This window comes from Pseudomonas solani, from assembly GCF_026072635.1.
Classification (GTDB): domain Bacteria; phylum Pseudomonadota; class Gammaproteobacteria; order Pseudomonadales; family Pseudomonadaceae; genus Metapseudomonas; species Metapseudomonas solani.
The window spans coordinates 4,674,983-4,701,972 of the sequence record NZ_AP023081.1 but is presented as its reverse complement, the minus strand read 5'-3'; the positions used below and the strand labels follow the sequence as shown (position 1 = coordinate 4,701,972).

Here is a 26,990-nt window from a genome sequence, read left to right as displayed (position 1 = left end):
TCCATGAACGCCCTAAGGCGCGTCTGGGACCACTTCGAGGAAGGCTTCATCGCCTTCCTCCTGGCGGCCATGACGCTGGTCACCTTCGTCTACGTGATCCTCAACAACCTCTACACCCTCTTCTACAACCTCGCCGACCGTTGGGAAGGTGCCAGCGAAAGCCTCTTCGCCATCGGCGACAGCATCATGGGCATGGCCCAGGCCATGACCTGGAGCACCTCGCTGACCAAGGCCCTGTTCGCCTGGCTGATCTTCTTCGGCCTTTCCTACGGCGTACGTACCGCCGGCCATATCGGCGTCGACGCCCTGGTCAAGCTCGCCCCGCGCAAGGTGCAACGCATCATCGGCGTCATCGCCTGCCTCTGCTGCCTGGCCTACGCCGGCCTGCTGGGCGTGGCCAGCTTCGAGTGGGTGCAGACCCTGTTCACCGCCGCCATCGGCGCCGAAGACCTCGGCCACTACGGCGTCATGCAATGGCAGATCGGCCTGATCGTGCCCCTCGGCTTCGCCATGGTCTTCATCCGCTACGGCGAAATCCTCGTGCGCCTGCTGCAGAACCGGCAGACCGGTCTCGGCCTGGCCGATGAAGCCGCCGACGCCCTGAAACTCACCGAGCTCGAGGAAGGCAAGCAATGACCATCCTGTTCCTCTTCCTCCTGCTGTTCCTGCTGATGTTCATCGGCGTGCCCATCGCCATCTCCCTGGGCCTCGCCGGCTCGCTGACCATCATGCTGTTCAGCCCCGACTCGGTGCGCTCGCTGGCCATCAAGCTGTTCGAGACCTCCGAGCACTACACCCTGCTGGCCATCCCCTTCTTCCTGCTGGCCGGCGCCTTCATGACCACCGGCGGCGTGGCCAAGCGCCTGATCGACTTCGCCAACGCCTGCGTCGGCCACATCCGCGGCGGCCTCGCCATCGCCGCAGTACTGGCCTGCATGCTGTTCGCCGCCCTCTCCGGTTCCAGCCCCGCCACCGTGGCCGCTGTGGGTTCCATCGCCATCGCCGGCATGGTGCGCTCCGGCTACCCGCAGGCGTTCGGCGCCGGCATCGTGTGCAACGCAGGCACCCTGGGCATCCTCATCCCGCCGTCCATCGTCATGGTGGTCTACGCCGCCGCCACCGAAACTTCGGTGGGCAAGCTGTTCATGGCGGGCGTCGTCCCCGGTCTTCTACTTGGCCTGGTGCTGATGGTGGCGATCTACATCATCGCGGTGAAGAAGAACCTGCCTGCCATGCCCCGCGCCACCTTCCGCGAATGGCTCAGCGCCGCGCGCAAGGCGATCTGGGGGCTGCTGCTGATGGTGATCATCCTCGGCGGCATATACTCCGGCATGTTCACCCCCACCGAAGCCGCCGCCGTCGCCGCCGTCTACTCGGCCTTCATCGCCCTGTTCGTCTACAAGGACATGAAGCTCAGCGAAGCGCCCAAGGTGCTGCTGGAGTCGGGCAAGCTGTCGATCATGCTGATGTTCATCATCGCCAACGCCATGCTCTTCGCCCACGTGCTGACCACCGAGCAACTGCCCCAGCAGATCACCGCCTGGGTCATCGAAGCGGGGCTCACCCCCTTCATGTTCCTGCTCATGGTCAACATCGTGCTGCTGGTGGCCGGCGCCTTCATGGAGCCCTCGGCGATCATCCTGATCCTCGCGCCCATCCTCTTCCCCATCGCCATGAAGCTGGGCATCGACCCGATCCACCTCGGCATCATCATGGTCGTCAACATGGAGATCGGCCTGATCACCCCACCCGTGGGGCTCAACCTCTTCGTCACTTCCGCGGTGACCGGCATGCCGCTGACCTCCACTATCCGCGCCGCCATGCCCTGGCTGATGATCCTGCTCGCCTTCCTGATCCTCATCACCTACGTGCCCTGGATCTCCCTGGCACTGCCCAACTGGCTGGGTATGAGCTGACTGTTCGCAGATGCAAAAAAGCCCGGCTTAGTGCCGGGCTTTTTTATGGGTACGTGAAAGTCTTAGCTGCAGTCTCTAACGAATACTTGTTCAGCCCCACTTGAAATCAGACTCTATTGAGTACCGAACCCCAGCAGAATCAAGAACCTCTATAACCCGTAAAACATCAACTGCTTGACCGGAAAACACTACACCCCCTCTAAGAGCCTTTCTAGACGCCAAGAAATTTAGGCCTGATACCTCAGCAACAGCTCTTATATGCGCCTCACTCTTAAAATCCCCATCACAGTGAACATCATACTCATGTTCATCAACCCTGATCTCTGGAATCTACGTAGTAACCAACGACCATTCACAATCAACACACTTTAAACCTTGAGCACTCCCCTCACTGAAAGCCTCTAAGCGCCCACCACACATCTCCACATGCAAGAAAAGACATTCTGTCCACTATGGCCTCCTAGGACTGAACACCTTGAGCGTACCTTCCATGGATTTCCATAACCCTACTAGACGTAATAAACGTGATCTGCCCCTATTGTTTCTGGACATGATGCATAGGAATTTGCTCACCCTTTGGTCCCGCATCCTCCGGAAACCTTAATCCATGCATCATCAACTTTCGGGATACATCCTTTAGCAATAGAAATCCGACCCTCAGCGCTTAATATTGGCCATACCCAAGACCGCCTCAGTTATAACGCAATGACTCCCCAGTCAGCGGTATTTGTACAAACAACACCTGCCCTGGTCATACCGGAATAAATAACAGGCGCGACTGGCACTATTTCGCCAGTTGCTTTTAACTCAACTAATCAAGCGAGAATGATGAGAAGTAAAACGAGAGCTTTTTATCCTCAAGATCATTCAGTTGATAACGCATCCTATCGAAGCCCGAATCCATCTTATTAACGTTCATGTGCATCAACTGAGTTAATCCGCCGCCAAAATCACGTGACGCAAATTGGCTAATATCGATGAATCTGATATTCACGACATCAGCCCCTGCCTTTTCAGAGGCCGAAACCGATAGAGATAAATCATAAGCCATGCCATCGGCATTTAATTGAATACTAATTGCATGCAAGCAATTGTTAGCAACAAGCAATTCATTCAACTCTGGAAGACTAATCATTATTGATCCTCGTCTCTTTCCCGTTGGCGCCATAGCCTGGACCATATTCATAGATATGCGTGTGGGGGTCGGAATGATATTCCGCAGGCTTTTCTGGGTTCCCATATCCGTGGTTAGTATAATCCGTTCTTTTAACCTGCCGGCCATATTGGTCGTACTCGATCACAGATTTTTCCAGCTGTCCAGTTACGGGATTGTACCTCTCCTGTGTCACACTCCCGATTCCAGGGGTCGTCTGATGCGGTTTCTTCCCGGCGAATACCTCGTCTGGAAACGTTCCTTCCGTTGCAGTAACTTTCGTCCCGCCCGTTGCAGTTGTACCTGCTACCTCTTTTGCATCTAGCGCATCCCCAAATTTCTTTTCAAGTCCCGCTGCCGCCTCTTTTGAGATAGGAGAAGTATCTTTGCTAACGGGCGTATGCACCCCTCTTGCAGGCGCAGTTCTACCACCTCCGCCTGTTGCGGCATCAAGTAGCTTAGCAGCTAGGTCAGCGAGAAACTGCCCGCTATCGCCCCCATTCTTCAACATGGACAATTCGCGCACAATGATACTCTGCGCGTCCTGATTACTACCCCGAATCCCAATTGCAATTCCCAGCGCCTCATTGAAGTTGCCCTCCTTGGCAACTTGGCGAGAAAATTCGAGAATTTTAGGATCATCTTTTATTAACTGATCCAGTATCTGTTGGCATGACTTCGGATTATCCTGACAAACGGACGCTAGCTTCTTATTTCTCCCTTCGTCCAAGTCTGCATATTGCTCCCTAACCTCCATTACGCACTTCTGGTCAGGACAAGCCTTCTCCCTGGCACTCTTCTCCTCAACTTCCTTGTGCGTCAAATAGTTGTACTGCGTTGCATTACCTGCCACCCAGGCCCCAGTCTGCAGACTCTTTTCATCGCCTCCCTGGCTGGCCGCCACCAAGACGCCCAGCACCTGCGAGTTCATGACGAGCAGGCGCTTTTTCTCTTCCGGGTCCATCTGGTCATACACACCAGCAAGCTTGTCGACGACTGCTTCGTTCAAGCCTGCGACCAAGGCACCTGTCTTGAAGTCTCCGCCAGCCGCCTCAGCTGCGAGACCACCCATCAAGGCGTGCAACCCTACCTTGGGCAGGCTGCCGTCTTTCCAATCCCACTGTTGAGGGCTGGTCTTGTCACCCACCCAGTTGAAGCCCGCGGCAGCAAATGCACTGGCCAAGCTGGAGCGCAGCGCGTCACTGAGCTTGGCATCACCACCCAACGCTCGATCTACCAACGTGGACGTTCCGTTCTGGAGCATCTGGTTGGCAGTGAATCGGCCGACGCCCTCCCAGGTGCCAAGCCCGCCCGCTGCGGTAACGGCCCCACTATTAGGTAAAGAAGTTGAGGGGGCAGTATTAGTACCGGTCCACTTGTCGTAGATCCCAGCCGTCAGACCTGCCGTTACCCCAGTAACGACATACCCTCTCATTGCGTCTTTCGACGTAATGTCTTTGACGACCGCCCCTAGATTGCCCCTGTTATTGACTGTGCTAACAGCGGCCGAGCCTGCAGCAGAAGTAGCCACGGAAGTAAGTGCAACGTTCGCCCAACCAGCACCCGCAGTACCAACCGCTGTACCCGCAGACACCATGGAAGCAGAACCAGCAGCAGCCATTGCCGAGCCACTGCCTGCACCTGCGCTCGCCGCAGTGCCAATAAGCCCGCTAGCAGCACCTGCAGTGAAGTAGGCAACGATGATCGCAATGATGATCGCCGCACCACCGCCCAGCCCCGAATGGCTGTACTTGAAGGAGTCATGCACTTCCTTCACTCGACGCCAGTCAACATCGCCTCGCTGTTCAACGTCTTTCAGCCAGGCCAGTTGCGGGTCGGCAGCCACCATTGCATCGACGGTCTGGCTGACGCTCTGCTGGTTGATCTCCTTGATATCGATCTTCAGTCCATCGACAGCCTTGATCGCAATCTCACCCTGGGCGATCAGCTGGCTCTGCAGGACCGTTTCATCCGTCTTGCCTTTGCCCTCCATGGAGTTCCACACGAAGCTGCTCTTGCTCTTCTCATGGCTCTCCTGGTGCATGTCCTTCACCGCTTCGAAGGTGATGGCACCGCCACTTTCGAGGGTCAGGTTGCCGCCGCTTTCCAGGTGAGCGCGCTGGTAAAGCTGGTCACCTTCGCTGGCGAGGGTGAGGTCGCCGCCGGTGATGATGCTGGTGCCGACATTGCGGACATCGGTGACTTCGTCGCGCTGGGTCTTCTTGGCGCCGAAGGCCCCTTCTTCTTCATGTCGTAGAGTTGGTAGTCGCTGTCCTGCCCTGCGGTCAGGGCCAGCTGTTCGCCGGCGTACAGGTAGGCTTCATCGCCGGCCTTGAGCTTGCTGGCGCTGAGCAGCAGGTTGCCACCCGCCTCGATATCGAGATCGCCACCTGCTTCGATCACCGCCGCCTGCTGGCGGATGGTGCTGTCTTCCTTGTTGATCTTCTTGCCGCTGCGCTTGTAGCGGTATTCGCTGCTGCTCTCGTCGGCTGCCGCAGCGATGGTGATGTCGCGTTCGGCCTCCAGACTGACATTGCCCCCCGCCTTGACGGTGCTGGCGATCACGGCGAGATCCTGCCCGGCGTTGGCCTGCAGGTTGCCGCCAATCTGAACATCACTGCCATGCTGGGTGGTGCTGGTATTGCTCCAGAAGTGGCGCTTGTCCTGGCGCATGCTGCCGTTTTCTTCGGCTGCGGATGCGATGACCAGGTCATTGCCGGCGCTCAGCGTGGCGTTGCCGCCGGCCTTGAGGCTGCCGCCGATGTTATGGATGTCGCGCCCGGCGGAGAGGTTCAGGCTGTTGCTCGCCTCGATCCCGGCAGCCTTGTCCACCACGCTGGTGAGCTGGCTGAAGTTCTTGCCGCTGCGGGCGTCCTGGCTGATGGTGCGCTCGTTGATGATGTCGCCGGTGAGGGCGATGGCGCTGACGTCCTTGCCGTTGATGATGCCGCCACGGGCGTTGCGGATGCTGTCGGTGGCCAGCAGGGACAGGCGATCGCCTGCCTGCATCAGGCCACGGTTGTCGATGTTCAGGGCGGACGCCTGCAGCTGGTTGCTGGCACGCAGGGTGCCGCTGTTACTGAGGGTGCTGCCGCTGATGAGGGCGACGTCCTGGCCCTGGATCAGTGCGCCGCTTGGCGCCAGGCGGTCCTTGGCCTGAGCCAGGTAGAGCACCGGCACCAGCACCTTCTCGCCATTCACGTCCTGCTCCTGCATCCACACGATGTCGTGGGTCAGGGCAGCCACCTGCTCGGCGCTCAGGGCCACGCCCGGGGCGAGGTTGAGGGCTTCCTTGCTGGCGATGGCGTTGTCCATCAGGTACTTGAACTGAGCCTCATCCGAAGCGAGCCCATCGATGAAGCGCTTGCCCGTGCGGGCGACCACCGCTTCGCGGATCAGGCGCTGCTCGTAGAGGCCATCACCCAGGCGTTTCTGCGCCTGGTCGGCGTCGAAGCCGAGGCGGTTCAGCATGTAGTCGGAGCTGAGGAAGCTCTTCAGGTTGGCGAACTCGGCGCGCGTCTCGACCAGGTAGCGATGGCCGGCCCCTTGATTGACATGGAACAGGCCGTTCTGGCCCTGGGGCAGGCCGAAGCCCGGCAGCGTCACCGGGTTGACCGCCTGCTGGTTGGCGTCCGGCGCCAGTTGTGCATTGAGCTGCACCACCAGCGGTTGGCTGGTGAGGCCTACCTGGCTGTCCAGGTTCTGGGCGGTGCCGCCCTGGGGTGCCTGGTTGGCCAGGACCGAGTCGTTGGTGATGGGCTGGGTGGCCTGGATGCTGACGTTGCCGCCGGCCTGGATGATGGCCGGCGAACCGACTCCGGTAGGCGTGCGCGTCTCGACGTCGCTGGTCAACGCCCAGCTGTAGAGTGCACTGGGCACTTCCTTCGGCATCGGCTGGGCGTTGTAGGGATTGATGTAGTTGTCGCGGAAGCGCTCATCGGTGCCGTCGGTGACGCGCCCAGTATTGAAACGACGGACGCGCTCGATGATGCCGGTGGCGGCGCCGGTGTTCTCCAGACTGGTGCCCTGGATACCGATGTTGCCGGTGGCGCTCAGGCTGCTGTAACGGTTGGCGATGACGCCGCCCTGGATATCGAGGTTGCCGCCGCTGTGGATGCGCGACGCGGCGGAATCTTCCAGCACCGAGCTTTCGAAACGCTCGGTGGCGACGTAGTCGACGTTGTGGTGATCACCGCTGCAGTCGTAGCAGACCACGCTGATGGAGCCGGAGACCAACGTCTTGCCGGGGGTGAACAGCTCCTTGCGGTTGGTCAGGGTGGCGGCACGCAGGGTCATGTCGCCCGTGGACTCGATGCCGCCGGAACGGTTCTCCAGCAACGCCATCTGCCCATTCGCATCGTCCTTCGCCACGCTCAGTGCGCCCAGGCTGTAGATGTCACCTTTGAGGTTGGTGAGGCTGTTGGCGCGCAGGGCCATGTCGGCGCCACTGAAGACCAGGCCCTGGTTGAGCAGGGTCGGGGCTTCGATGCGCAGCTTCTGCACGGCGCCAAGAGTGCCGCGGTTGTCGAGGCTGGCGACGATCAACAGGGCATCGCCCACGGTGCTGATAGTGCCGGCGTTGACCAGGCTGCTGCCGAGGCGGAACTCGCCCTTGCCGCCGCTGCGCAGTTGCGCGCCCTGGCCGAGTTCGGCATTGGCGGCGCTGAGGGTCAGGTCGCCCAGGCTCTTCAGGCTGCCGTTGCCCTGGTAGCGGCCGGTGAGGGCCAGTTGCAGCTTGCCTTCGGTTTCGATGGCGCCGTCGTTGGTCCAGTCGCCACCGCTGGCGATGATGTCGTCGATGGACACCAGCTTGCCGCTGGCGGTCTGGGTGAAGGTGCCGACCTTGAGGTCCAGGCGCTGGGCCTGCAGCAGGCTGCTGTTGGTCCAGTCGGCGACGTCGAGGCTGAGCACGCCGTTGGTGATGAAGCTGCCGCCGGCCTGCCCGGCATCGGCCAGGCTGAGGGCGAAGCCCTGGGTACCGACGTGGCGCAGGGTGCCCTGCTGGTTGCTGAGGCTGGCGCTGGTGAGGCTGAAGCCGGCGTTGCCGATTTCCACCAGTCCGCCGTCGTTGTCGAAGCGGCCGCCGATGGCGAAAGTGCTGGTGCCGGTGCTGCCAAGTGCGCGCAGCTTGCCGCCGGCATTGCTGGCGGAGCCGATGTCGAGGGCGAGGGTCTTGCTGGCTTCGATCAGGCCACCGTCGTTGGCCAGCTTGCCGGTCAGGGTGAGACTGGCGCTGTCGCCACCCACAGTGCCGCCCTGGTTGCGCAGGCTGTCGGCATCCACCGTCACCGCCTGTTTGGCCAGGAGTTGGCCGCCGTCGTTGATGACCTCGCCGCGCTTGATGCCGAGGTCGCCCTGGGTGGCGACGATCTGGCCCTGGCCGTTGTCCAGGCGGGTGGTGCTGGTGAGTTCGACGCTGTCGCCCTGGATGCGACCCTGGCCGTTGCCGAGGCTGTCGACGGTGGCGGTGAGGGCGCCGCCCTGGGCATTGAGGCGGCCTTGCTGGTTGAGCAGGTCGCCGGCCGCGAGGGTCAGCTTGCCGTCGCCGGCGAGGACCTTGCCGCTGCGGTTGTCCAGGCGAGTGCTGGCGGTGGCCTTGAGCTCACCGCTGTCGGCCTGGAGGGTACCGCCCTGGTTGTCCAGCACGGCGGTGGTGAGGGTCAGGCCGTCGGCCTTGGAGAGGATCAGGCCGTCGCCGAGGTTCTTCACCTCGTCGGTGACGGTGACGGTCAGCGCCTGGTTGGCGGCCAGGGTACCGCCGCTGTTGTCCAGCTGCTGGCCGTCGACCTTCAGGTCCTGCCGGCCGATGAGTTGGCCACCCTGGTTTTCCAGGATCTGGGCCTTCACCTGGGCGGAGCCGACGGCGACCAGCTGCGCGCCTTGGTTGTCGAGCTTCGCCAGGTCGGTGGTGAGGGTGCCCTGGGCCAGCACCTTGCCGCGGTTGGTCAGGGTGCCGCCCTGAATGTCGAGGACGCTGGCGGTGTTGGCGCTGCCGTCGGCGCGCACGCCGGCTTCCAGGTTGCCGTGGTTGTCGATGCGCGCGGCATTCAGGCTCAGGTCGCCGGCGGCCGCCAGGCTTTCCTTCACCTCGACCGTGCCGCCGCTGGTGACGCTGGCCTTGCCGCCGGCATAGGCGCTGCGGGTCAGGTCGACATCGGTGGCCTTGAGGGCGATGTCGCCGCTGGCGGCAGTACGCGCCAGGGTCAGCTTGCCGTTGGCATCGATCTGGATGTCGCCGCCGCTGGCGGCCATGTCGCCGGCGAGCTTGACGCCCACGCCCTGCTCGGTGCCCACCAGGCGGATGGCGCCGGCGTACATGCCGCCGAGGGCGGAGCTGTCGATGGCCAGTTGCGGCTTGGTGCTGCCGTCGTCGGTCTTGGCAGTGGCGGCCAGGGTGGCGGCGTCCACCTCGTTGCGGCCGGTGACCATGGCCAGTTGCTTGGCGTGCAGCTCGGCGTTGATCTGCGCACTGCGGGTGATCAACTCGAACTGGTCGACATTGCCGGCGTTGAGGCCGGCGCCCTCGATGGCGATGGCGCCGCCGTCCACGTCGTAGCGGTCGAGGCGGCCGTTCTCCACCACCGGCTTGCCAGTGCTCAAGGTGACCTTGGGCGTATTGATGAAGCCGCAGCCGTCACAGGTGATGCCGTGGGGGTTGGCGACAATGACATGGGCGCCCTGCCCGGCTACTTCGGTGTAGCCCTTGAGCTGGCTGGGGCTGCCGCCGTTGACCTCGTTGAGGATGAGGCCGGCGGCGCGGCCGTTGAGGTTGGTGTTGCCGATGATGTAGCCGCCGAGCTGAGTGTTCTGCAGCTTGTCGGTGGCGTTGTTGAGGATCAGCCCCTGCTGGCCGACGTTGTAGTCGGTGAAGCGGTTATGGGACAGGCCATTGGCATTGGGCGTGGCGATGTTGACCACGGGCACGCCATTGTCAGCGCTGCCGATGCTGGTGTTGCCACCGGCAGCAGCATCCACCGCCAAGTCAGCGGCGGTGGAGACGATGGGGTTGAGGAACATCACGCCGACGAGGAGGGTGGCGATGTTCTGGAACAGGGGGCTGCGAACGTCCATGTACTGGAACTCCGGGCGAAGCTGAAATCAGAAGAAGAGGTCGAAGCGGAAGTACACCGGGTGCTCCTGGCGCGTGATGGCGTCAGGGCGTTCCAGGGACCGCGCGAAGGTGACCGAGGCGGCCAGGTGCTGGCCCCGGGCGCTGAACTCGAAGGCGTTGCCGCTGAGGCGGCCGCTCTGGCCGGGGTTGTAGCGATCGCCGTGGATCACCCCCAGGTCGTAGGCGAAGGCAGCGCCGTATTCCTGCACGAAAGGCTGCAGCACAGCCCAGGTCACCGGCCGGCGCCAGCGCAGCTGGTTGCGCCAGTAGGCGCCGGTGTCACCGGAGAGGGATTGCTCCTTGAAGCCACGCACCGAGCTGAGGCCGCCGACGCTGATGCGTTGCGGGCTGTAGAGCACGTCTTCGCTGTGTTGGCCGTTGACCAGGCTGTCGAAGCTGAAGGATTCCCCCAGCAGCTGGAAGGACTGCAGGTAGCTGGCGGTGAGGCTGTACTTGTTGTAGCGGGCCTCGGGTGAGCGGTGGGACTCGGTGCGGTCGTGCTGGGCATCGAAGGCGCCGATGCCACGCTGCCAGCCGACATCGACGTTGACGAAGGCATTGCCGATGCGCCGGCCATGGTTGAAGCCCAGCTGGGATTCGGTCAGGCGCGGGCTGGAGTTGCCGAGCAGGCTGTTTTCTACATAGTTGCGCGTTTCCAGGTGGGCGACGCCGAGGCTGGCGGCGGTCTTGCTGACGCTGTCTCGGTGCAGCACGCGCTCGGCACGCAGCTGGTGGTTCTTGCTCTCGCCGTCGGTGACGAAGGGGAAGCCGCTGTTGTCGTTACGGGTGCGGTAGTAGCTCTGGCTGTAAGCGTAGCTGAAGTTCCACCAGCCGTAGGGCAGGTTGTAGAGGACGCTCTGGTTGGCCGAGTGCTTCCAGTGGTCGCTAACCAGGTCACCGCCGCCGCGCAGGCTGAGCTGGTCGGCCAAGCCGAAGGGGCTGTCCCAGTCGAGGCTGGCGCCCCACTGCTGCTCGCCGGTGCTGCGCTGGCCGTCGTTGTGACGGTTCAGGCCCACGCGCCAGGGCTTGCTCGGCTCGCCCTTGAGCTGCACGCGGCTGCCGCCCACGTCCGCGCCGGGCACCAGCTCCAGTTGCGCGGGGCGCGACGGCAGGCGGTTGATCTGGTCCACCAGCTGTTCCATTTCGCGCAGGTCGAGCACTTCGCCGTTGCGGGCGGGCGACGCCATGGCCAGTTCGCGGTCACTGGCGATGGCCGAACTGTCGAGGCCTTCGAGCTTGCCTTCGACCACGATGACGTCCAGCTCGCCGTCGGCCAGGTCCTGCTGCGGCAGGTAGGCGCGCGAAGTGACGTAGCCCTTGTCGATGTAGTGCTGGGTGATGGCCTTGAGCAGCTCGTTGAGGCGCCCGCTGTCCAGGCACTGGTTTTCGAAGGGCTTGAGCAGCTCGCGCTGGCGCGACGCGGAAATCAGGCTGGCGCCCTGCAGGCGGATGCTGCGGATGTCGAAGCACGGCCCCTGGCTGGCGGGGGTGCTGGGCTGGACGGGAGCCTCGCGGCCGGGCAATTGCTGGAGGTCCTGCAGGCGCTTGCGCTGTTCTTCGAGGATGCGGTCCTGGCGCTCGCGGATCAGGTCGCGGTCACCCGCGAAGGGCGCACCGGGGCTGTCAGCGGCAAAAACAGAAAAAGCGGGGAAAAGCAGGCAGAAGCCCGCAGCGAAAGACTGCAGACGCATTGCGACCGTCCTTGGAATAGTGGCATCTCGACATCGGGGCGGCATTTTTATGGCGCCGGGAACTTTGCTCAAGCCCTTTCCCGACCAAATGCGAACCACTCGTCAGAGAGGGGGCGAAATGCCATCACCCTGGTACGGAAGTGCCATACCCCGCAGTCCAGACAGGACTCTCCCGTCTAGCTCCATGCTGACAGGCACCAAATCGCAGGCAAAAAAAAGCCCGCAGTGTGGACGGGCTGGGAAAAAGGACTCGCTGATGAGTCAGGGGGTAAGACGGGTACTAGCTACCGCGGTAGGTGGAGTAGCTGTAGGGGGAGATCAGCAGCGGCACATGGTAGTGGTCCTGCTCGGCACTGATGCCGAAGCGCAGCACGACCACGTCGAGGAAGGCCTGCTCGGGCAGTTTCACGCCACGCTTGCGGTAATAGTCGCCCGCATGGAAGTGCAGCTGATAGACGCCGGTGGCGTAGCTCTCGCCCTGCAGCAGGGGAGCATCGCAACGGCCGTCGTCGTTGGTGGTGGTGCGGGTGATCAGCTCCATGCCGCCGTTCTCGACGCGGTAGAGCTCGATGCTGATGTCGCTGCCAGGGCAACCGTGGGCGGCATCCAGTACGTGGGTGGTCAATCGTCCCATTGCTTTCCGGGCTCCCGCTGCAGTCGTCGACCCGCGGTTGCCACGCCTCCTCTTCTCGTTGAATTCGGTGCATCCAGGGTGCCTACCGCCCTATGAAAGGGCATCCAAAGCACCGCGATGCGACAAATATAAGACATTATTCTTCAGAATTGTACACAATTATTCGAGAATTTTTCCCACCTCCATAAGAGCTCGGGCAGCTGGCACCATTTTGATGCATACCTCCACCCGACAAGGGTTTTATTGCAAAGAGCTGACCAATCAGGCAAGTTTTTTGCAAACCTGCAGAACGTCGACTTGGGCAAATATTCGATTTACAAAACGCAACGACATTTGTATACAATCACCCATCGCGTTCGCGCAGCCACGGCTCCGCGAACCCTCAATAGACAAGAAGGAATCCAGTAGTGAGCCTCGACTACCCCCGCGACCTGATCGGCTACGGCAGCAATCCCCCGCATCCGCACTGGCCGGGTGAGGCTCGCGTCGCCCTTTCCTTCGTCCTCAACTACGAGGAAGGCGGCGAACGCAACATCCTTCATGGCGACAAGGAATCCGAAGCCTTCCTCTCCGAGATGGTCGCGGCGCAGCCCCTGCAGGGCGCGCGCAACATGAGCATGGAATCCCTCTACGAGTACGGTAGCCGCGTCGGCGTCTGGCGCCTGCTCAACCTGTTCAAGAAGCACGACATCCCGCTGACCATCTTCGCCGTCGCCATGGCCGCCCAGCGTCACCCGGACGCCATCCGCGCCATGGTCGAGGCCGGCCACGAGATCTGCAGCCACGGCTACCGCTGGATCGACTACCAGTACATGAGCGAGGAGCAGGAGCGCGAGCACATGCTCGAGGCCATCCGCATCCTCACCGAACTGACCGGCGAGCGCCCCGTGGGCTGGTACACCGGCCGCACCGGCCCGAACACCCGCCGCCTGGTGATGGAAGAAGGTGGCTTCCTCTACGACTCCGATACCTACGATGACGACCTGCCCTACTGGGACCCGGCCAGCACCGTGGAGAAGCCGCACCTGGTCATCCCCTACACCCTCGACACCAACGACATGCGCTTCACCCAGGTGCAGGGCTTCAACAAGGGCGACGACTTCTACGAATACCTGAAGGACGCCTTCGACGTGCTCTACGCCGAAGGCGCCGCCGGCGCGCCGAAGATGTTGTCCATCGGCATGCACTGCCGCCTGCTGGGCCGCCCCGCGCGCCTCGCCGCCCTGGCCCGCTTCATCGAATACGTGAAGAGCCACGACAAGGTCTGGTTCGCCCGCCGCGTGGACATCGCCCGCCACTGGCACACCACCCACCCTTTCCAAGGCAACGCCCAATGAGCAGCTTCCAGAAGATCACCCCGTCCAGCCTGTCCCGCGATGCCTTCGTCAGCGCCTTCGCCGACATCTACGAGCATTCGCCCTGGGTCGCCGAGAAGGCCTACGACCTCGGCCTGGACGCCAGCGTCGACCAGATCGACGGCCTGCACCAGCGCATGTCCGACATCCTCCTCAGCGCCAGCCACGACGCCCAGCTGGCCCTGATCAACGCTCACCCGGACCTGGCAGGCAAGGCCGCCGTCCGTGGCGAACTGACCGAAGCCAGCACCAGCGAACAGGCCGGTGCCGGCATCCACGAATGCACGGCTGAAGAGTTCTCGCGCTTCACCGAGCTGAACGACGCCTACAAGGCCAAGTTCGGGTTCCCTTTCATCATGGCGGTGAAGGGCAGCAATCGGCACCAGATCCTGGCGGCCTTCGAGGAGCGCATCCACAACTCCCCCGAAGCCGAGTTCAGCCGGGCCCTGGCCGAGATCAACAAGATCGCGCTGTTCCGCCTGCAGCAGATGTAACCCCAGCTGCACGCACGCCGCACCACGTAATGCCCCAGTTCCAAGGCAGACCGTAATGAAGAGCTACGCAGTACCCTTCGAAAAGTACGTCAACCTCGCCGATGCCCGCCTCGGGACCCGAGCACTCTCGGTCACCGACGACTGGTTCGCTGACGTCAACCGCCTGTTCCAGCCGACCGCGGCCGTCTGGAAGGAAGGCGTGTTCGACGACAACGGCAAGTGGATGGACGGCTGGGAATCCCGCCGCAAGCGTTTCGAAGGTTACGACCATGCCGTGATCCGCCTGGGTGTACCGGGCTCGATCAAGGGCGTGGACATCGACACCAGCTTCTTCACCGGCAACTACCCGCCGTCCGCGTCCCTCGAAGGCTGCTTCGTGGCCAACGGCGACCCGGACGAGAACACCCAGTGGAGCGACGTGCTCGGCGCCGTGGAGCTCAAGGGCGACAGCCAACACTACCACGCGATCGACAACGACCAGGCCTTCACCCACCTGCGTTTCAACATCTACCCCGATGGTGGTGTGGCGCGCCTGCGCGTATACGGCGTGCCCCATCGCGACTGGAGCGCGGTCGGCGACAACGAGCAGCTCGACCTCGCCGCCGCCCTCAATGGCGGCCGCGCGCTGGCCTGCTCCGACGAGCACTTCGGCCGCATGGGCAACATCCTCAACCCGGGCCGTGGCATCAACATGGGTGACGGCTGGGAAACCGCCCGCCGCCGCACGCCTGGCAACGATTGGGTGATAGTCGCCCTCGGTCACCCCGGCGAGATCGAGCGCATCGTGGTCGACACCCTGCACTTCAAGGGCAACTACCCCGACAGCTGCTCGATCCAGGCAGCCTTCGTCAAAGGCGGCACCGACAGCCAGATCGAGACCCAGAGCCTGTTCTGGCGCGAGCTGCTACCGAGCCAGAAACTCTCGATGCACGCCGAACACGAATACATCGAACAGATCCGGGCCCTCGGCCCCGTCACCCACGTACGCCTGAATGTGTTCCCGGACGGAGGCGTCAGCCGCCTGCGCCTGTTCGGCAAGGTGGCCAGTTAACGCCGGACAGCTTCCGGCAACCCCCGTCACCGTGGCGGGGCGACAGTAAGGATAAGAAGAACAGCATGCGCACTCTCAAGATCGAGCCCCTGACCAAAGAAGCCTTCGCCGCGTTCGGTGACGTCATCGAAACCGAAGGCAGCGAATTCTTCATGATCAACAACGGCTCCACCCGCCGTTACCACAAGCTGGCCACCGTCGAAACGGCCCAGCCGGACGACAAGGCGATCATCAGCATCTTCAGCGCCGAATCCCTGGAGATGCCCCGCCCCATCAGCATGCTTGAACGACATCCGCAGGGCAGCCAGGCCTTCATACCGCTGCTCGGCAACCCCTTTCTGGTCGTGGTCGCGCCCGTTGGCGATGCACCTGTACCGGGTCTGGTCCGTGCTTTCCTCACCAATGGCAAGCAGGGCGTTAATTACCATCGCGGCGTTTGGCACCACCCGGTGCTGACGATCGAAAAGCGGGATGACTTCCTGGTGGTTGATCGCAGTGGTTCTGGCAACAACTGCGATGAGCATTACTTCACCGAGGACGAACAGCTCTTCCTCGACCCCCACCACTAATAAGAGAAGCCCAGCGATCGCCGTGCCGATCGTTCGGGAAAGAGGTACGTACTGTGGAAGCACATCTGACCGAATGGCTGAACCTGAGCATTCGCTGGGTTCACATGATCACCGGTATCGCCTGGATCGGCGCATCGTTCTATTTCGTCTGGCTGGAGAACAACCTCAACCGCAAGGCCCCGCGCGACGGGCTGGCCGGTGACCTGTGGGCGATCCACGGGGGTGGCATCTACCACCTGGAGAAATACAAGCTCGCCCCGCCGAAAATGCCGGACAACCTGCACTGGTTCAAATGGGAAGCCTATTTCACCTGGCTGTCGGGCGTCGCCCTGCTGACCGTGGTGTTCTACCTGAACCCGACCCTGTACCTGATCGCCCCCGGCCTGGACCTCGCCCCTGCGGCAGCCATCGCCATCGGCGTGGGTTCGCTGATCGCCGGCTGGTTCATCTATGACCTGCTGTGCGACTCGCCCCTGGGCAAGCAACCCGCCCTCCTCGGCCTGATCCTCTTCGTGCTGGTGATCGGCGCCGCCTGGGGCTTCACCCAGGTGTTCAGCGGCCGTGGTGCCTACATCCACGTCGGCGCACTGATCGGCACCATCATGGTCGGCAACGTGTTCCGCATCATCATGCCGGCACAGCGTGCACTGGTTAAGGCCATCGAAGAGAACCGCACCCCGGACCCGGCCCTGCCGGCCAAGGGCCTGCTGCGCTCGCGCCACAACAACTACTTCACCTTGCCGGTGCTGTTCATCATGATCAGCAACCACTTCCCGAGCACCTACGGCAGCAAGTACAACTGGCTGATCCTGGCCGGGATCGCGGTGATCGCCGTTCTCGTGCGCCACTACTTCAACACCCGCCACGAGAGCAACAAGTTCGCCTGGACCCTCCCGGCCGGTGCACTGGGCATGATCTGCCTGGCCTTCGTCACCTCGCCGAACTACAAGGCCGCCACCGCGCCCACCGCCAACGTCGCCCCGGTCACCGCACCGGCCAAGACCGAAGCCGCAGCGCCGGCAGCCACCACCGAAGCCAGCAAGCCCGCTGAGCAGGCCCAGGCCCCGGCCCAGCCCGCCACCGAGCAGGCGCCCGCTACCGCCCAGGCCAATGCCGGCAGTGCGGACTTCGACAAGGTCCACAGCGTGATCCAGGAACGCTGCTCCGTCTGCCATTCCGCCACCCCCACCAGCCCCCTGTTCACGGCGGCTCCGGGTGGCGTGATGTTCGACACTCCGCAGCAGATCCAGGCCCTCGCGCCGAAGATCCAGGCTCAGGCCGTCGCCACCCAGATCATGCCGCTGGGCAACATCACCCAGATGACCCAGGCCGAGCGTGACCTGATCGGCTCCTGGATCGCCCAGGGCGCCAAGACCAACTGATCTCGACCACGACGGGCCGCATCCCCAAGCTGCAGCCCGTGTTTCAAGCCTGCCCCAGGCAGGCTTTTTTTATCGTCTTCCGGCACGGCGTTCCGGTGCACCTCCAGCATCAGGCCCTGCCATTTGTTCCGCGTGCCCCATCCACCGCTCACAGCTGGGCCTGGATGGCAGAAACATGAATACCAGGATCGCAGCCGGCCTTTGCCGGCTGCGGCCTATAAGGCTCAACAAAAACAAAAGCGCCAGAGGTGTTGCATGACCAAGCTGACCGAGCCCGAGCTCGCCATTCCGCCCGCCGATCAACGCCTGCCTTTGCTGCAACTCCTGCTCGTCGGCATCCAGCACGTGTTGCTGATGTACGGCGGCGCCGTGGCCGTGCCGCTGATCGTCGGCCAGGCGGCCGGCCTGTCCCGCGAGGAAATCGCCTTCCTGATCAACGCCGACCTGCTGGTCGCCGGTATCGCCACCCTGGTGCAGTCGCTCGGCATCGGCCCGGTGGGCATCCGCATGCCGGTAATGATGGGCGCGAGCTTCGCCGCCGTCGGCAGCATGGTGGTGATGGCCGGCATGCCCGGCGTCGGCCTGCAGGGTATTTTCGGCGCGACCATCGCAGCCGGCTTCTTCGGCCTGCTGCTGGCCCCCTTCATGGCACGCATCGTGCGCTTCTTCCCGCCGCTGGTAACCGGCACGGTGATCACCTCCATCGGCCTCACCCTCTTCCCCGTCGCAGTGAACTGGGCCGGCGGCGGCAGCAAGGCGGTACAGTTCGGCGCCCTGGAATACCTGGCGGTCGCCGCCCTGGTGCTGGGCATCATCCTGCTGGTGAACCGCTTCATGCGCGGCTTCTGGGTCAACGTCTCGGTGCTGATCGGCATGGCCGTGGGCTACCTGGTCGCCGGCGGCATGGGCATGGTCGACCTCGCCGGCCTGGAGCAGGCGCCCTGGTTCCAGGTGGTCACCCCGCTGCACTTCGGCATGCCCAAGTTCGAGCTGGCACCGGTGCTGTCCATGTGCCTGGTGGTGGTGATCATCTTCGTCGAGTCCACCGGCATGTTCCTCGCCCTGGGCAAGATCACCGGCCGCGAGGTCTGCCCGAAAGCCCTGCGCCGTGGCCTGCTGTGCGACGCCGGCGCCTCCTTCTTCGCCGGCTTCTTCAACACCTTCACCCACTCCTCCTTCGCCCAGAACATCGGCCTGGTACAGATGACCGGTGTGCGCAGCCGCTACGTCACCGCCGTCGCCGGCCTGTTCCTGATCACCCTCAGCCTGCTGCCCAAGGCCGCCTTCCTGGTGGCCTCCATTCCGTCTGCGGTCCTGGGCGGTGCGGGCCTGGCGATGTTCGGCATGGTCGCCGCCACCGGCATCAAGATCCTCCACGAAGCGGACATCACCGACCGTCGCAACCAGTTGCTGGTGGCCGTGAGCATGGGCATGGGCATGGCGCCGGTGGTGCGCCCCGAATTCTTCGCCCACCTGCCCCACTGGATGGAACCCATCACCCACAGCGGCATCGCCATGGCCACCGTCAGTGCCCTGGTGCTCAACATCCTGTTCAACATCCTGGGTGAGAAGGAACGCAGCCATCACTGCGCCGCCCACTGAGTTTTGCTCCCACCTGAATGCACCCACCCGGTGAGGACAGGAACTACAGCCCGCCTACAAAGCGGGCTTTTTTATGGGCATCCGCCTCCGAACGGAACGGCGAGGCATGTAGGGGCGTCGTGCAGGGATTGCGTGCTTTACAGGGCGTTCGGGGAGGCCCGTGGCGAGTCGATCGGTCGCAGGCAAAGCGGCCGATTTTATGTACACAATTTTGATTTATTTTGTTACCCAGCTTGTAAACAGGATGCTATATTCGCAAAACCTGACCCGCAGTTCAGTTTCCGAACGCGAGGCAGCCAGCGGGACGGCTGTAACCCGCAAGCCCACGACCTACAAAAACAACAGGCAGGCTTTGAACGATGAACGCATCCGCCCAGACCGGCACATCCGGCGCCGCCCGCCGCCCGGACCGCGACATTCCCACTGTCCAGCCCTCCCCGTTCACGACATTCCCCACCGCTGCCTTCCCCCACGAGGCCCGGCGCATATCGCACGACGCAGCCGAACAGCCCAGCGCTGAAGATCGCCCGTCGCCGCCCTGGAATCCGAAGACCGACCGCGTCGTCATGCCGAGCTGACGCCAGGACGGCCAACCCGGAATCCCTCCACGCCTCCAGCAAGACCGCCCTGCTCCGTCGGGCGGCTTCCTGCCGGCCGCGTAGAGGCCAACCTGAAGCCCTGAAAAATAAGGAAAACCGCATGAACCTGAAGCATCTGCCTCACTGCATCGCCCTTACCGCAGGCCTCCTGGCGGGAGGGCAGGCCATGGCCGACGGCCCGCTGCTGTGGCAGAACAACAGCGTCACCTACCTCTATGGCAAGGATTTCAAGGTCAACCCGGAAATCCAACAGACCTTCACCTTCGAGCACGCCAGTGGCTGGACCTGGGGCGACCTGTTCATCTTCGCCGACCAGATCAACTACAACGGCAAGGCCGACGCCAACGCGGGCAACAACACCTACTACGGTGAGATCTCCCCGCGCCTGTCCTTCGGCAAGCTGTTCGACCAGAAGATCGCCTTCGGCCCGGTGACCGACGTGCTGCTGGCCGCCACCTACGAGCGCGGCGAGAACCGCAACCAGAACTACCTGGTGGGCCCGGGCTTCGACCTGGCCATCCCCGGCTTCGACTACTTCCAGCTGAACTTCTACTACCGCAAGCCCGACGGCATCACCAACAACCCGTCCGGCCAGTGGCAGGTCACCCCGGTGTGGTCGTACACCCTGCCGGTGGGCGACTCCGACATCCTTATCGACGGCTTCATGGACTGGGTCTGGAACAACAAGGACGCCACCAGCAGCCGCCCGAACGACCTGCACGCCAACCTGCACTTCAACCCGCAGATCAAGTACGACCTGGGCAAGGCCCTGGACCTGGGCGCCAAGCAGCTCTACGTGGGCGTCGAGTACGACTACTGGAGCAACAAGTACGGCATCGACGATGACAGCTTCCTCGGTGACGACATCCTCGGCGGCACCGACCAGAACACCGCCAGCCTGCTGGTCAAAGTGCACTTCTGATCAGGTTCGCGGCATGAAAAAAGGGACGGCGCAAAACGCCGTCCCTTTTTCGTGGGTGGCCCGAAAGCCACCGGGGCCCGCATTAGCTGGCCTTGGCCAGATTGCGCAGGGCCTTGATCTGGTCATGGTTGCGCTGCACGCCGAGCAGTTGCTTCTCGACGATGGAACGCGCGGGCGCCGGCAGCTCCTTGCCCAGTGCTTCCTTGTAGTGCTTCAGCGCCACGTCTTCGCCGCGCTCGCACTCGTTGAGAATCGCCGTGTCGTCCTTGCCGGTGACCAGCGCCTTGAGGTCGATCCAGCGACGGTGCACGGCACCCGCCACGCTGGGGGAGGTTTCCGGATCACCGCCCATGGAGCGGACCACCTGCTGCAACTCGGCAGCGGCGCGTGCGCATTCCTGGGAGCGCTGGGTGAAGGTGGCTTTCAGTTGTGGATTCTTGATGTCCTCGGCACATTCGAGAAACCCTTTTTCGCCGTCCTTGCTGGTTTCGATCAGGTCGTTGAGAACGGAGATAGCCTTGTGGTTATCCATCGTGCTTTCCTCTTTTCTGCTACGGATTCCAGCCGAGTTTCTTCCTCAGCCACTCAGAAAAATGGACCGGACGGGATTTCCGATGGTTCAAGGTTTCGGCCACGAGGCAGGCCGGGACGGCTCACCGCGAACGCGGTCGAGCCGGCGGGATACGGGCGGCTCCGCACAGGGCCGCCCGTTCGTCGATCAGGGTTTGGCGGGCGCGCCCTTGCTCTTCTGCCGCTCCAGGAAATCCACCTTCCACTGCTCCAGGCCCATGTACTCGGAATCGAGGTTGGCCTCGACGCGGTACTGCGCCTTGAGCGCGTCCACCTCGCCCTTGTGTTCGGCGAGGAAGCGGTTGAAGCGCTGGATCAGCTCGGGGTGACGGGAGCTGGATAGCTGGAAGGTGCCACGGGTGTGCGGCAACGAGGGGTCGAACACCAGCGCACCCGGGCGGGCACGGATGTTGTCCAGGTAATAGGTGGCGACCACCACGTTGAAATAGGCGCCATCAGCCTGCTTCTTCAACGCCTGGCGGATCATCTGCCGCAGGTCGTTGCCCTGCACCAGCTGCACCTTGCCCTCGTCGATGCGCGACTGGTAACCACGGGGTGTCCAACCCTGCACCATGGCCAGCCGCTGCAGGGTCTCGACGCCCTGCCCGACCCGCTGGGGCTCCACCAGCACGCCATCCACGTAGCCCACCACCGGCTCGCTGTAAGCCATGGGTTTGCCGGCCTTGAGGTCGTCGGCCCATTCGGGGCTGTCCGGGTACTTCAGATCCACCTCGCCCTTGAGCAGGCGCCCGGTGAGTTCGGTAACCGCCAGGGGGCGGTAGCTCAACTCGATGCGTTCGCTGCGGGCGAAAAGGTCCAGCACCTCGCGGGCGAAACCGCGGTACTCGCCCTGCTCGTCGACCCAGTAGTGCGGCTGGAAGGACTGGCGCTCGACGCCCACCACATAGCTTTCCCCATGGGCGGCGCCCAGGGGCAACAGGCCGGCCAGCAGCCAACCCAGATACCGTGTTCTCAAGAGACTCTCCTTATATCGAGGAACAGGGACCGGCCGCGAGGCAAACGCGGCCGGCTGGTCATCACTCGCCCAGCACCAACTGGTGGGCGAGGCGGTTGTGGCGCTCGATCACACGCGGCAGGTCGACCGTCACCAGCTGGCCGTCCTTCACCACCTGGCGACCGTTGATCACGCTGTGGGAGACCTGGGCCGGGGCGCAGAACACCAGCGCCGCCAGCGGGTCGTGCAGGGCGCCAGCGAAAGCGATCTGCTTCAGGTCGAAGGCCACGAAGTCCGCCACCATGCCCGACGCCAGGGCGCCGATGTCGTTGCGATTGAGCACCTTGGCGCCGCCCAGGGTGGCGATCTCCAGGGCCTCGCGCGCGGTCATCGCATCAGGGCCGAAGCCGACGCGCTGCAGCAGCAGGGCCTGGCGCACCTCGCCGATCATGGTGGCGCCGTCGTTGGAAGCCGAGCCGTCCACGCCCAGGCCAACCGGCACGCCGGCGTCACGCATGCGGCGGATCGGCGCGATGCCGGACGCCAGGCGCATGTTCGAGCAGGGGCAGTGGGCGACACCGGTGCCGGTACGGGCGAACAGGTCGATGCCGTGCTGGTCGAGTTGCACGCAGTGGGCGTGCCACACGTCATGGCCGACCCAACCCAGGTCCTCGGCGTATTCGGCCGGGGTCATGCCGAACTTCTCGCGGCTGTAGGCGATGTCGTTGACGTTCTCCGCCAGGTGGGTGTGCAGCGACACGCCGTACTGGCGCGCCAGCACCGCCGCCTCGCGCATCAGGTCGCGGCTCACCGAGAAGGGCGAGCACGGCGCCACCACCACCCGCAGCATCGAGCCGTGGGACGCGTCGTGGTAATCCTCGATCAGGCGCTGGGACTCCTTGAGGATGTCCGCCTCCTTCTCCACCACCGAATCCGGCGGCAGGCCGCCCTGGCTGCGGCCGACGCTCATGCTGCCGCGCGCGGCGTGGAAGCGCATGCCGATCTCCCCGGCGGCGTGGATGCTGTCGTCCAGCTTGCAGCCGTTGGGGTAGATGTACAGGTGGTCGCTGGAGGTGGTGCAGCCGGAGAGGATCAGCTCGGCCATGGCCGTCTGGGTGGAGACCTGGATCATCTCCGGGGTCAGGCGCGCCCAGATCGGGTAGAGGTTGGTCAGCCAGTTGAACAACTCGCCGTCCTGGGCGGCCGGCACCACGCGGGTGAGGCTCTGGTACATGTGGTGGTGGGTGTTGACCAGGCCGGGGATGACGATATGGCCCTTGAGGTCCAGCACCTCGTCGGCGGTCTGCGGCAGCTCGGCGCTCGGCCCCACCTGACGGATGATGTTGTCCTCGATGAACAACCCGCCCTGCTTCAGCTCACGGCGCTCGCCGTCCATCGTGACCAGCAGGTCAGCGTTCTTCACCAGCAATGTCTTGCCCATGCTCAATCTCCTCAGCCCTTCAGGGCGCTCTTGTTCTTGAAAAGGAATGCAGCAACGGATCGGGTTGCTGGGAGACGGACCGGCAAGGCGCGCCCTCGAAGACAGTACGGTACGTACGGCGAGAGGGCGCAACGCAGCCGGGCCTAAGCCCAGCAGCCCGATCAGCCGCCGGTGGTGCTCATGAAGCGGACTACCTGTACCTGGGAGTCCGCCTCGAAATGGTGCCGCTCCGGCTTCAGCCTCAGGGCATCCACCAGGGCTGCGCGGAGTCGATCGCTGTCACCGGGGTGGCGACGGATCAGGGCCTTGAGGTCCAGCGCACCTTCGTGGCCGAGGCACAGCACCAGCTTGCCTTCGGCGGTGACGCGCACGCGGTTGCAGTCGCCGCAGAAGTTGCGGCTGTGGGGGGAAATGAACCCGACCTGGGTGTTGCTGCCGATCACCTGCCAATAGCGCGAGGGGCCACCGGTGCGATGGCTGCTGGGCAGCAGCTGGAAGCGCTGCTCGACCCGCTCGCGCACCTCTTCGGAGGTGCACAGGGTGACCTTGCGCTCGTGGCTGGAGATGCTGCCCAGGGGCATCTCCTCGATGAAGCTGATATCCAGGTCACGCTCGACGGCGAAGGCCACCAGGTCCTCCACCTCGTCGTCATTGCGGCCCTTCTGCACCACGGTGTTGAGCTTGATGCGACGGAAGCCGGCCGCACGCGCGGCGTCGATGCCGGCCAGTACCTGGTCGAGGCTATCGCGACGGGTGAAGGCGGCGAAACGCTCGCGCTGCAGGGAATCGAGGCTGATGTTTAGGCGGGTGACGCCAGCGGCGCGCAGGTCCTGGGCCATGTGGGCGAGCTGCGAGCCGTTGCTGGTGATGGCCAGGTCATCCAGTTCCCTACGGGCGCCGAGCCGGGCCAGCAGGCCGGTCACGCCCTTGCGCACCAGCGGCTCGCCACCGGTCACGCGGATGCGCTTGACCCCGAGCCCGATGAAGGCATCGGCCACGGCGTAGAGTTCTTCGAGGCTGAGTATCTGCGCCCGCGGAGCGAAGACCATGTCTTCGCTCATGCAGTAGGTGCAACGGAAGTCGCAACGGTCGGTGACCGAGAGGCGCAGGTAGGTGATCCGGCGACCGAAGGGGTCGCGCAATGTGCTGTCTCGCATGGTGCAGCCTGCCGCAACACGCGCCGGTCAGGACCCCGGCGGCATGGACGGATGCGAAATAGAAACAGAAATCGCAAATCTTGTATACAGAAACCTTTCGCCCGGCCCCTGCACCGCCCTACCCGCTTGCTTGAGAGGCCCGGGAGCCCGGTGCTACCATGCCCGACCGCCCGCCAGCCGACCCGTGACGGCACCGGCGAGTGCACAGAGGAGCAGATGTGAGCAGCATTCGCGAGCGCAATAAAGAGCTGATCCTGCGGGCAGCCAGTGAAGAGTTTGCCGACAAGGGTTTCGCCGCCACCAAGACCAGCGACATCGCAGCCAAGGCCGGCCTGCCAAAGCCCAACGTCTACTACTACTTCAAGTCCAAGGAGAACCTCTACCGCGAGGTGCTCGAAAGCATCGTCGAGCCGTTGCTGGCCGCCTCCCACCCGTTCAATGCGGGCGGGCACCCGGGTGATGTGCTCAAGGCCTACATCCGCTCGAAGATCCGCATCTCCCGCGAGCTGCCCTACGCCTCCAAGGTGTTCGCCAGCGAGATCATGCACGGCGCGCCGCACCTCTCCGCCGAGCAGACCGCCCACCTGAACGAGCAGGCCCGCCACAACATCGCCTGCATCCAGGGCTGGATCGACCAGGGGCTGATGGCCAGGATCGACCCCAGCCACCTGCTGTTCAGCATCTGGGCCGCGACCCAGACCTATGCCGACTTCGACTGGCAGATCTCCGTCGTCACCGGCAAGGCCAGCCTCAGCGATGCCGATTACGAAGCCGCCGCCGACACCATCATCCGCCTCGTGCTGAAAGGCTGCGAAGTGGAAGAAGTCCCCCAGGCGCAGAGCGCCTGAGGGGCTCCCCTCAGGCCTTGAAGGTGAGCACCGGGCTGAACCGGGCGATCACCGCCACCGTTTCCTCCTCCACCTGCGAACGCACCACGTCGCCGATCTCCTTATAGGCGCCAGGCGCCTCCTCGATCAGCCGCTCCTCGCGGGTGGTGATGCACTGCACCCGCTCCAGCCCGAGAATGCCCGGGTCCTTGCGGCCCTTGAACAGGATCTCGCTGCGCGACATCGAGCGCCCCGCGCCGTGACTGGCCGAACTCAGCCAGCGCTCGTTGCCGAGCCCGGTGAGCAGGTAGGAGTCATGGCCCATGCTGCCGGGGATGAGCAGGTCCTGCCCCGCATAGGCCGGCGTCGCGCCCTTGCGATGCACGTTGCCCACCGCCTCCTGCAGCACGATGTTGTGGGGCACATCCACCAGCAGCGGCGCTTCGGTGTCCGGCCCGAACAGCTCGCGGGTGCGCTGGCGTACCATCTCGGCGATCAGCGCCCGGTTGGCGTCGGCGTAATGGGCCGCACTGTGCATGGCCAGCAGGTATTGCCCGGCCATCTCGCCCACCAGGGCGAACACCTTGGACTCGGGATGCTTCATTCCCTTGGGCCACAGCTCCCGGGCCTTGTCCATCCAGCGACGGCCGACATGGAAGCCGACATCCCGCGAGCCGGTATGGATCATCACCACCACCTGCCCCACTGACAGCCCGCGCTCGAAGCAGGCGCGCCGGTCCACCAGTTCGGTCACCACCTGCACCTCGACGAAGTGGTTGCCACCGCCGATGGTGCCCAGCCCCGGGTCGCGCAGTACCGCGCGGCCCGTGTTCTGCAGCGCCTCGGGTGCGTAGGCCGCCTCGCCACGGGCGAACGACGACGGGTGCAGCCCGGCCAGTTCACGCGTCACCTGCTCCAGGTCGAGCCGCGCCAGGATCCCGTCGCGGTTGGAGCGACGCCCCACCGCACTCCAGAAATCACCCAGCCCACCGGCGAACAGCGCGGTCATGTCGCCCGGCGCGGTGGGAATGTTGCGGGTGCCGCCCAGCAGGTCGCCGCGCACCCGCTCCACCCATTCCGCCTTGCGTGCGAGGAAGGCGTCGTAGTGGATGCCCAGCCGATGCAGGCGCATGCCACAGTTGATATCGGTACCGATGCTCTGGGGAATCACCATGTCGGGGCTGGTGACGATCACCGAGCCCACCGGGATGCCGGAGCCGGCGTGGAAGTCCGGCGTCGCGCAGGCGCAACGCACCTCACCGCCTTCGGGGTGAGACACGCCGGCGAAATCCAGCAGCTGCAGCACCGCCTTTTCCTCGATGGGAAAAGATTCGGGCAACAGGATGCTGGCACCCAGGCCGGCGCTGTTCAGTGAGGAAACGGACAGGGTGTTGCCATTGACGCGGCTGATGGCCACGCCGGATCGGGCCAGCTTCTGCTGGACCCGCTTGAAGAGAGTCTTCTTCATGGAATGCTGCTTTTTCGACAGACGAAAAAAGACATCGCCGAATTGGCGATGTGGATGTCCGTCAGCAGCAGAAAGGGACGGCGCGGATGGTAG

General features: G+C 63.6%; 21 protein-coding genes. 11 read left to right on the top strand and 10 right to left on the bottom strand.

Features of this window, described 5'->3' with window-relative positions; translation table 11 throughout:
- The first annotated feature begins 3 nt into the window (after window positions 1-3).
- Window positions 4-636 (top strand): TRAP transporter small permease, encoded by a 633-nt coding sequence (locus PSm6_RS21415; protein WP_043243488.1) that lies wholly within the window; start codon window positions 4-6, stop codon window positions 634-636.
- Window positions 633-1,916 (top strand): C4-dicarboxylate TRAP transporter large permease protein DctM, encoded by a 1,284-nt coding sequence (gene dctM, locus PSm6_RS21410; RefSeq protein ID WP_184488859.1) that lies wholly within the window; start codon window positions 633-635, stop codon window positions 1,914-1,916. Before PSm6_RS21415 ends, dctM begins: the two co-directional genes overlap by 4 nt.
- 811 nt (window positions 1,917-2,727) lie before the next feature.
- On the opposite strand, the gene PSm6_RS21405 is transcribed toward dctM, so the two are convergent.
- The 5 genes from PSm6_RS21405 to uraH all read right to left on the bottom strand — a co-directional run bounded on the left by PSm6_RS21405 (window position 2,728) and on the right by uraH (window position 12,505).
- Window positions 2,728-3,051 (bottom strand): hypothetical protein, encoded by a 324-nt coding sequence (locus tag PSm6_RS21405; RefSeq protein WP_265168147.1) that lies wholly within the window; start codon window positions 3,049-3,051, stop codon window positions 2,728-2,730.
- Window positions 3,044-5,113 carry a DUF637 domain-containing protein gene (locus tag PSm6_RS21400; RefSeq protein WP_265168146.1) on the bottom strand — a complete coding sequence of 690 codons (2,070 nt, stop codon included), beginning with the start codon at window positions 5,111-5,113 and terminating at the stop codon, window positions 3,044-3,046. The genes PSm6_RS21405 and PSm6_RS21400 overlap by 8 nt, the downstream gene beginning before the upstream one ends.
- 44 nt (window positions 5,114-5,157) lie before the next feature.
- Window positions 5,158-10,140, bottom strand: coding sequence for a two-partner secretion domain-containing protein (locus PSm6_RS21395; protein WP_265168145.1), 4,983 nt, complete (start codon window positions 10,138-10,140; stop codon window positions 5,158-5,160).
- 27 nt (window positions 10,141-10,167) lie between these two features.
- Window positions 10,168-11,871 (bottom strand): ShlB/FhaC/HecB family hemolysin secretion/activation protein, encoded by a 1,704-nt coding sequence (locus PSm6_RS21390; protein WP_265168144.1) that lies wholly within the window; start codon window positions 11,869-11,871, stop codon window positions 10,168-10,170.
- Between the two features lie 280 nt (window positions 11,872-12,151).
- Window positions 12,152-12,505, bottom strand: coding sequence for a hydroxyisourate hydrolase (gene uraH / locus PSm6_RS21385; protein ID WP_031288154.1), 354 nt, complete (start codon window positions 12,503-12,505; stop codon window positions 12,152-12,154).
- A gap of 407 nt (window positions 12,506-12,912) precedes the next feature.
- On the opposite strand from uraH, the gene puuE reads away from it, so the two are divergent.
- From puuE to PSm6_RS21345, 8 genes are all read left to right on the top strand, one after another.
- Window positions 12,913-13,842, top strand: a complete 930-nt coding sequence (gene puuE, locus PSm6_RS21380) for an allantoinase PuuE (RefSeq protein ID WP_021220528.1) — start codon at window positions 12,913-12,915, stop codon at window positions 13,840-13,842.
- Entirely contained in the window at window positions 13,839-14,354 is a 516-nt protein-coding gene (gene uraD / locus PSm6_RS21375) for a 2-oxo-4-hydroxy-4-carboxy-5-ureidoimidazoline decarboxylase (RefSeq protein WP_043243492.1), read from the top strand. The genes puuE and uraD overlap by 4 nt, the downstream gene beginning before the upstream one ends.
- A gap of 55 nt (window positions 14,355-14,409) precedes the next feature.
- On the top strand, window positions 14,410-15,405 hold the full coding sequence (gene alc / locus PSm6_RS21370) for an allantoicase (RefSeq protein WP_265168143.1): 996 nt from the start codon (window positions 14,410-14,412) through the stop codon (window positions 15,403-15,405).
- Between the two features lie 65 nt (window positions 15,406-15,470).
- Window positions 15,471-15,974, top strand: coding sequence for an ureidoglycolate lyase (locus tag PSm6_RS21365; protein ID WP_021220531.1), 504 nt, complete (start codon window positions 15,471-15,473; stop codon window positions 15,972-15,974).
- 53 nt (window positions 15,975-16,027) lie between these two features.
- A complete protein-coding gene (locus PSm6_RS21360; RefSeq protein WP_184488876.1) occupies window positions 16,028-17,356 on the top strand; it encodes a urate hydroxylase PuuD in 1,329 nt (442 codons plus the stop codon).
- A gap of 255 nt (window positions 17,357-17,611) precedes the next feature.
- Window positions 17,612-18,958 (top strand): nucleobase:cation symporter-2 family protein, encoded by a 1,347-nt coding sequence (locus PSm6_RS21355; RefSeq protein ID WP_265168142.1) that lies wholly within the window; start codon window positions 17,612-17,614, stop codon window positions 18,956-18,958.
- Between the two features lie 359 nt (window positions 18,959-19,317).
- Window positions 19,318-19,536 (top strand): hypothetical protein, encoded by a 219-nt coding sequence (locus tag PSm6_RS21350; protein WP_265168141.1) that lies wholly within the window; start codon window positions 19,318-19,320, stop codon window positions 19,534-19,536.
- Between the two features lie 121 nt (window positions 19,537-19,657).
- Entirely contained in the window at window positions 19,658-20,479 is an 822-nt protein-coding gene (locus tag PSm6_RS21345) for an outer membrane protein OmpK (protein ID WP_371876957.1), read from the top strand.
- A gap of 82 nt (window positions 20,480-20,561) precedes the next feature.
- Here the strand turns inward: PSm6_RS21345 and PSm6_RS21340 are convergent, their stop codons facing one another.
- The 4 genes from PSm6_RS21340 to moaA all read right to left on the bottom strand — a co-directional run bounded on the left by PSm6_RS21340 (window position 20,562) and on the right by moaA (window position 24,602).
- The gene (locus PSm6_RS21340) at window positions 20,562-21,011 is read right to left on the bottom strand and encodes a PA2169 family four-helix-bundle protein (RefSeq protein ID WP_265168140.1); all 450 of its coding nucleotides are present in this window, start codon (window positions 21,009-21,011) and stop codon (window positions 20,562-20,564) included.
- 186 nt (window positions 21,012-21,197) lie between these two features.
- Entirely contained in the window at window positions 21,198-22,010 is an 813-nt protein-coding gene (locus tag PSm6_RS21335; protein ID WP_043245777.1) for a substrate-binding periplasmic protein, read from the bottom strand.
- A 76-nt stretch (window positions 22,011-22,086) separates the two neighbouring features.
- Entirely contained in the window at window positions 22,087-23,445 is a 1,359-nt protein-coding gene (locus PSm6_RS21330) for an 8-oxoguanine deaminase (RefSeq protein ID WP_043245759.1), read from the bottom strand.
- Between the two features lie 161 nt (window positions 23,446-23,606).
- A complete protein-coding gene (moaA, locus tag PSm6_RS21325; protein ID WP_265168139.1) occupies window positions 23,607-24,602 on the bottom strand; it encodes a GTP 3',8-cyclase MoaA in 996 nt (331 codons plus the stop codon).
- 218 nt (window positions 24,603-24,820) lie between these two features.
- On the opposite strand from moaA, the gene PSm6_RS21320 reads away from it, so the two are divergent.
- Window positions 24,821-25,450 (top strand): TetR/AcrR family transcriptional regulator, encoded by a 630-nt coding sequence (locus PSm6_RS21320; protein ID WP_043245761.1) that lies wholly within the window; start codon window positions 24,821-24,823, stop codon window positions 25,448-25,450.
- Window positions 25,451-25,460: 10 nt separating this feature from the next.
- Here PSm6_RS21320 and PSm6_RS21315 read toward each other — a convergent pair whose 3' ends face one another.
- The gene (locus PSm6_RS21315) at window positions 25,461-26,897 is read right to left on the bottom strand and encodes an RtcB family protein (RefSeq protein WP_043245762.1); all 1,437 of its coding nucleotides are present in this window, start codon (window positions 26,895-26,897) and stop codon (window positions 25,461-25,463) included.
- Between the last annotated feature and the right edge of the window lie 93 nt (window positions 26,898-26,990).

Coding starts and splice junctions, on each gene's coding strand:
- PSm6_RS21415 (WP_043243488.1), top strand. CDS start 4: ATGAACGCCCTAAGGCGCGTCTGGGACCACTTCGAGGAAGGCTTCATC.
- dctM (WP_184488859.1), top strand. CDS start 633: ATGACCATCCTGTTCCTCTTCCTCCTGCTGTTCCTGCTGATGTTCATC.
- PSm6_RS21405 (WP_265168147.1), bottom strand. CDS start 3,051: ATGATTAGTCTTCCAGAGTTGAATGAATTGCTTGTTGCTAACAATTGC.
- PSm6_RS21400 (WP_265168146.1), bottom strand. CDS start 5,113: ATGCACCAGGAGAGCCATGAGAAGAGCAAGAGCAGCTTCGTGTGGAAC.
- PSm6_RS21395 (WP_265168145.1), bottom strand. CDS start 10,140: ATGGACGTTCGCAGCCCCCTGTTCCAGAACATCGCCACCCTCCTCGTC.
- PSm6_RS21390 (WP_265168144.1), bottom strand. CDS start 11,871: ATGCGTCTGCAGTCTTTCGCTGCGGGCTTCTGCCTGCTTTTCCCCGCT.
- uraH (WP_031288154.1), bottom strand. CDS start 12,505: ATGGGACGATTGACCACCCACGTACTGGATGCCGCCCACGGTTGCCCT.
- uraD (WP_043243492.1), top strand. CDS start 13,839: ATGAGCAGCTTCCAGAAGATCACCCCGTCCAGCCTGTCCCGCGATGCC.
- alc (WP_265168143.1), top strand. CDS start 14,410: ATGAAGAGCTACGCAGTACCCTTCGAAAAGTACGTCAACCTCGCCGAT.
- PSm6_RS21365 (WP_021220531.1), top strand. CDS start 15,471: ATGCGCACTCTCAAGATCGAGCCCCTGACCAAAGAAGCCTTCGCCGCG.
- PSm6_RS21355 (WP_265168142.1), top strand. CDS start 17,612: ATGACCAAGCTGACCGAGCCCGAGCTCGCCATTCCGCCCGCCGATCAA.
- PSm6_RS21350 (WP_265168141.1), top strand. CDS start 19,318: ATGAACGCATCCGCCCAGACCGGCACATCCGGCGCCGCCCGCCGCCCG.
- PSm6_RS21345 (WP_371876957.1), top strand. CDS start 19,658: ATGAACCTGAAGCATCTGCCTCACTGCATCGCCCTTACCGCAGGCCTC.
- PSm6_RS21340 (WP_265168140.1), bottom strand. CDS start 21,011: ATGGATAACCACAAGGCTATCTCCGTTCTCAACGACCTGATCGAAACC.
- PSm6_RS21330 (WP_043245759.1), bottom strand. CDS start 23,445: ATGGGCAAGACATTGCTGGTGAAGAACGCTGACCTGCTGGTCACGATG.
- moaA (WP_265168139.1), bottom strand. CDS start 24,602: ATGCGAGACAGCACATTGCGCGACCCCTTCGGTCGCCGGATCACCTAC.
- PSm6_RS21315 (WP_043245762.1), bottom strand. CDS start 26,897: ATGAAGAAGACTCTCTTCAAGCGGGTCCAGCAGAAGCTGGCCCGATCC.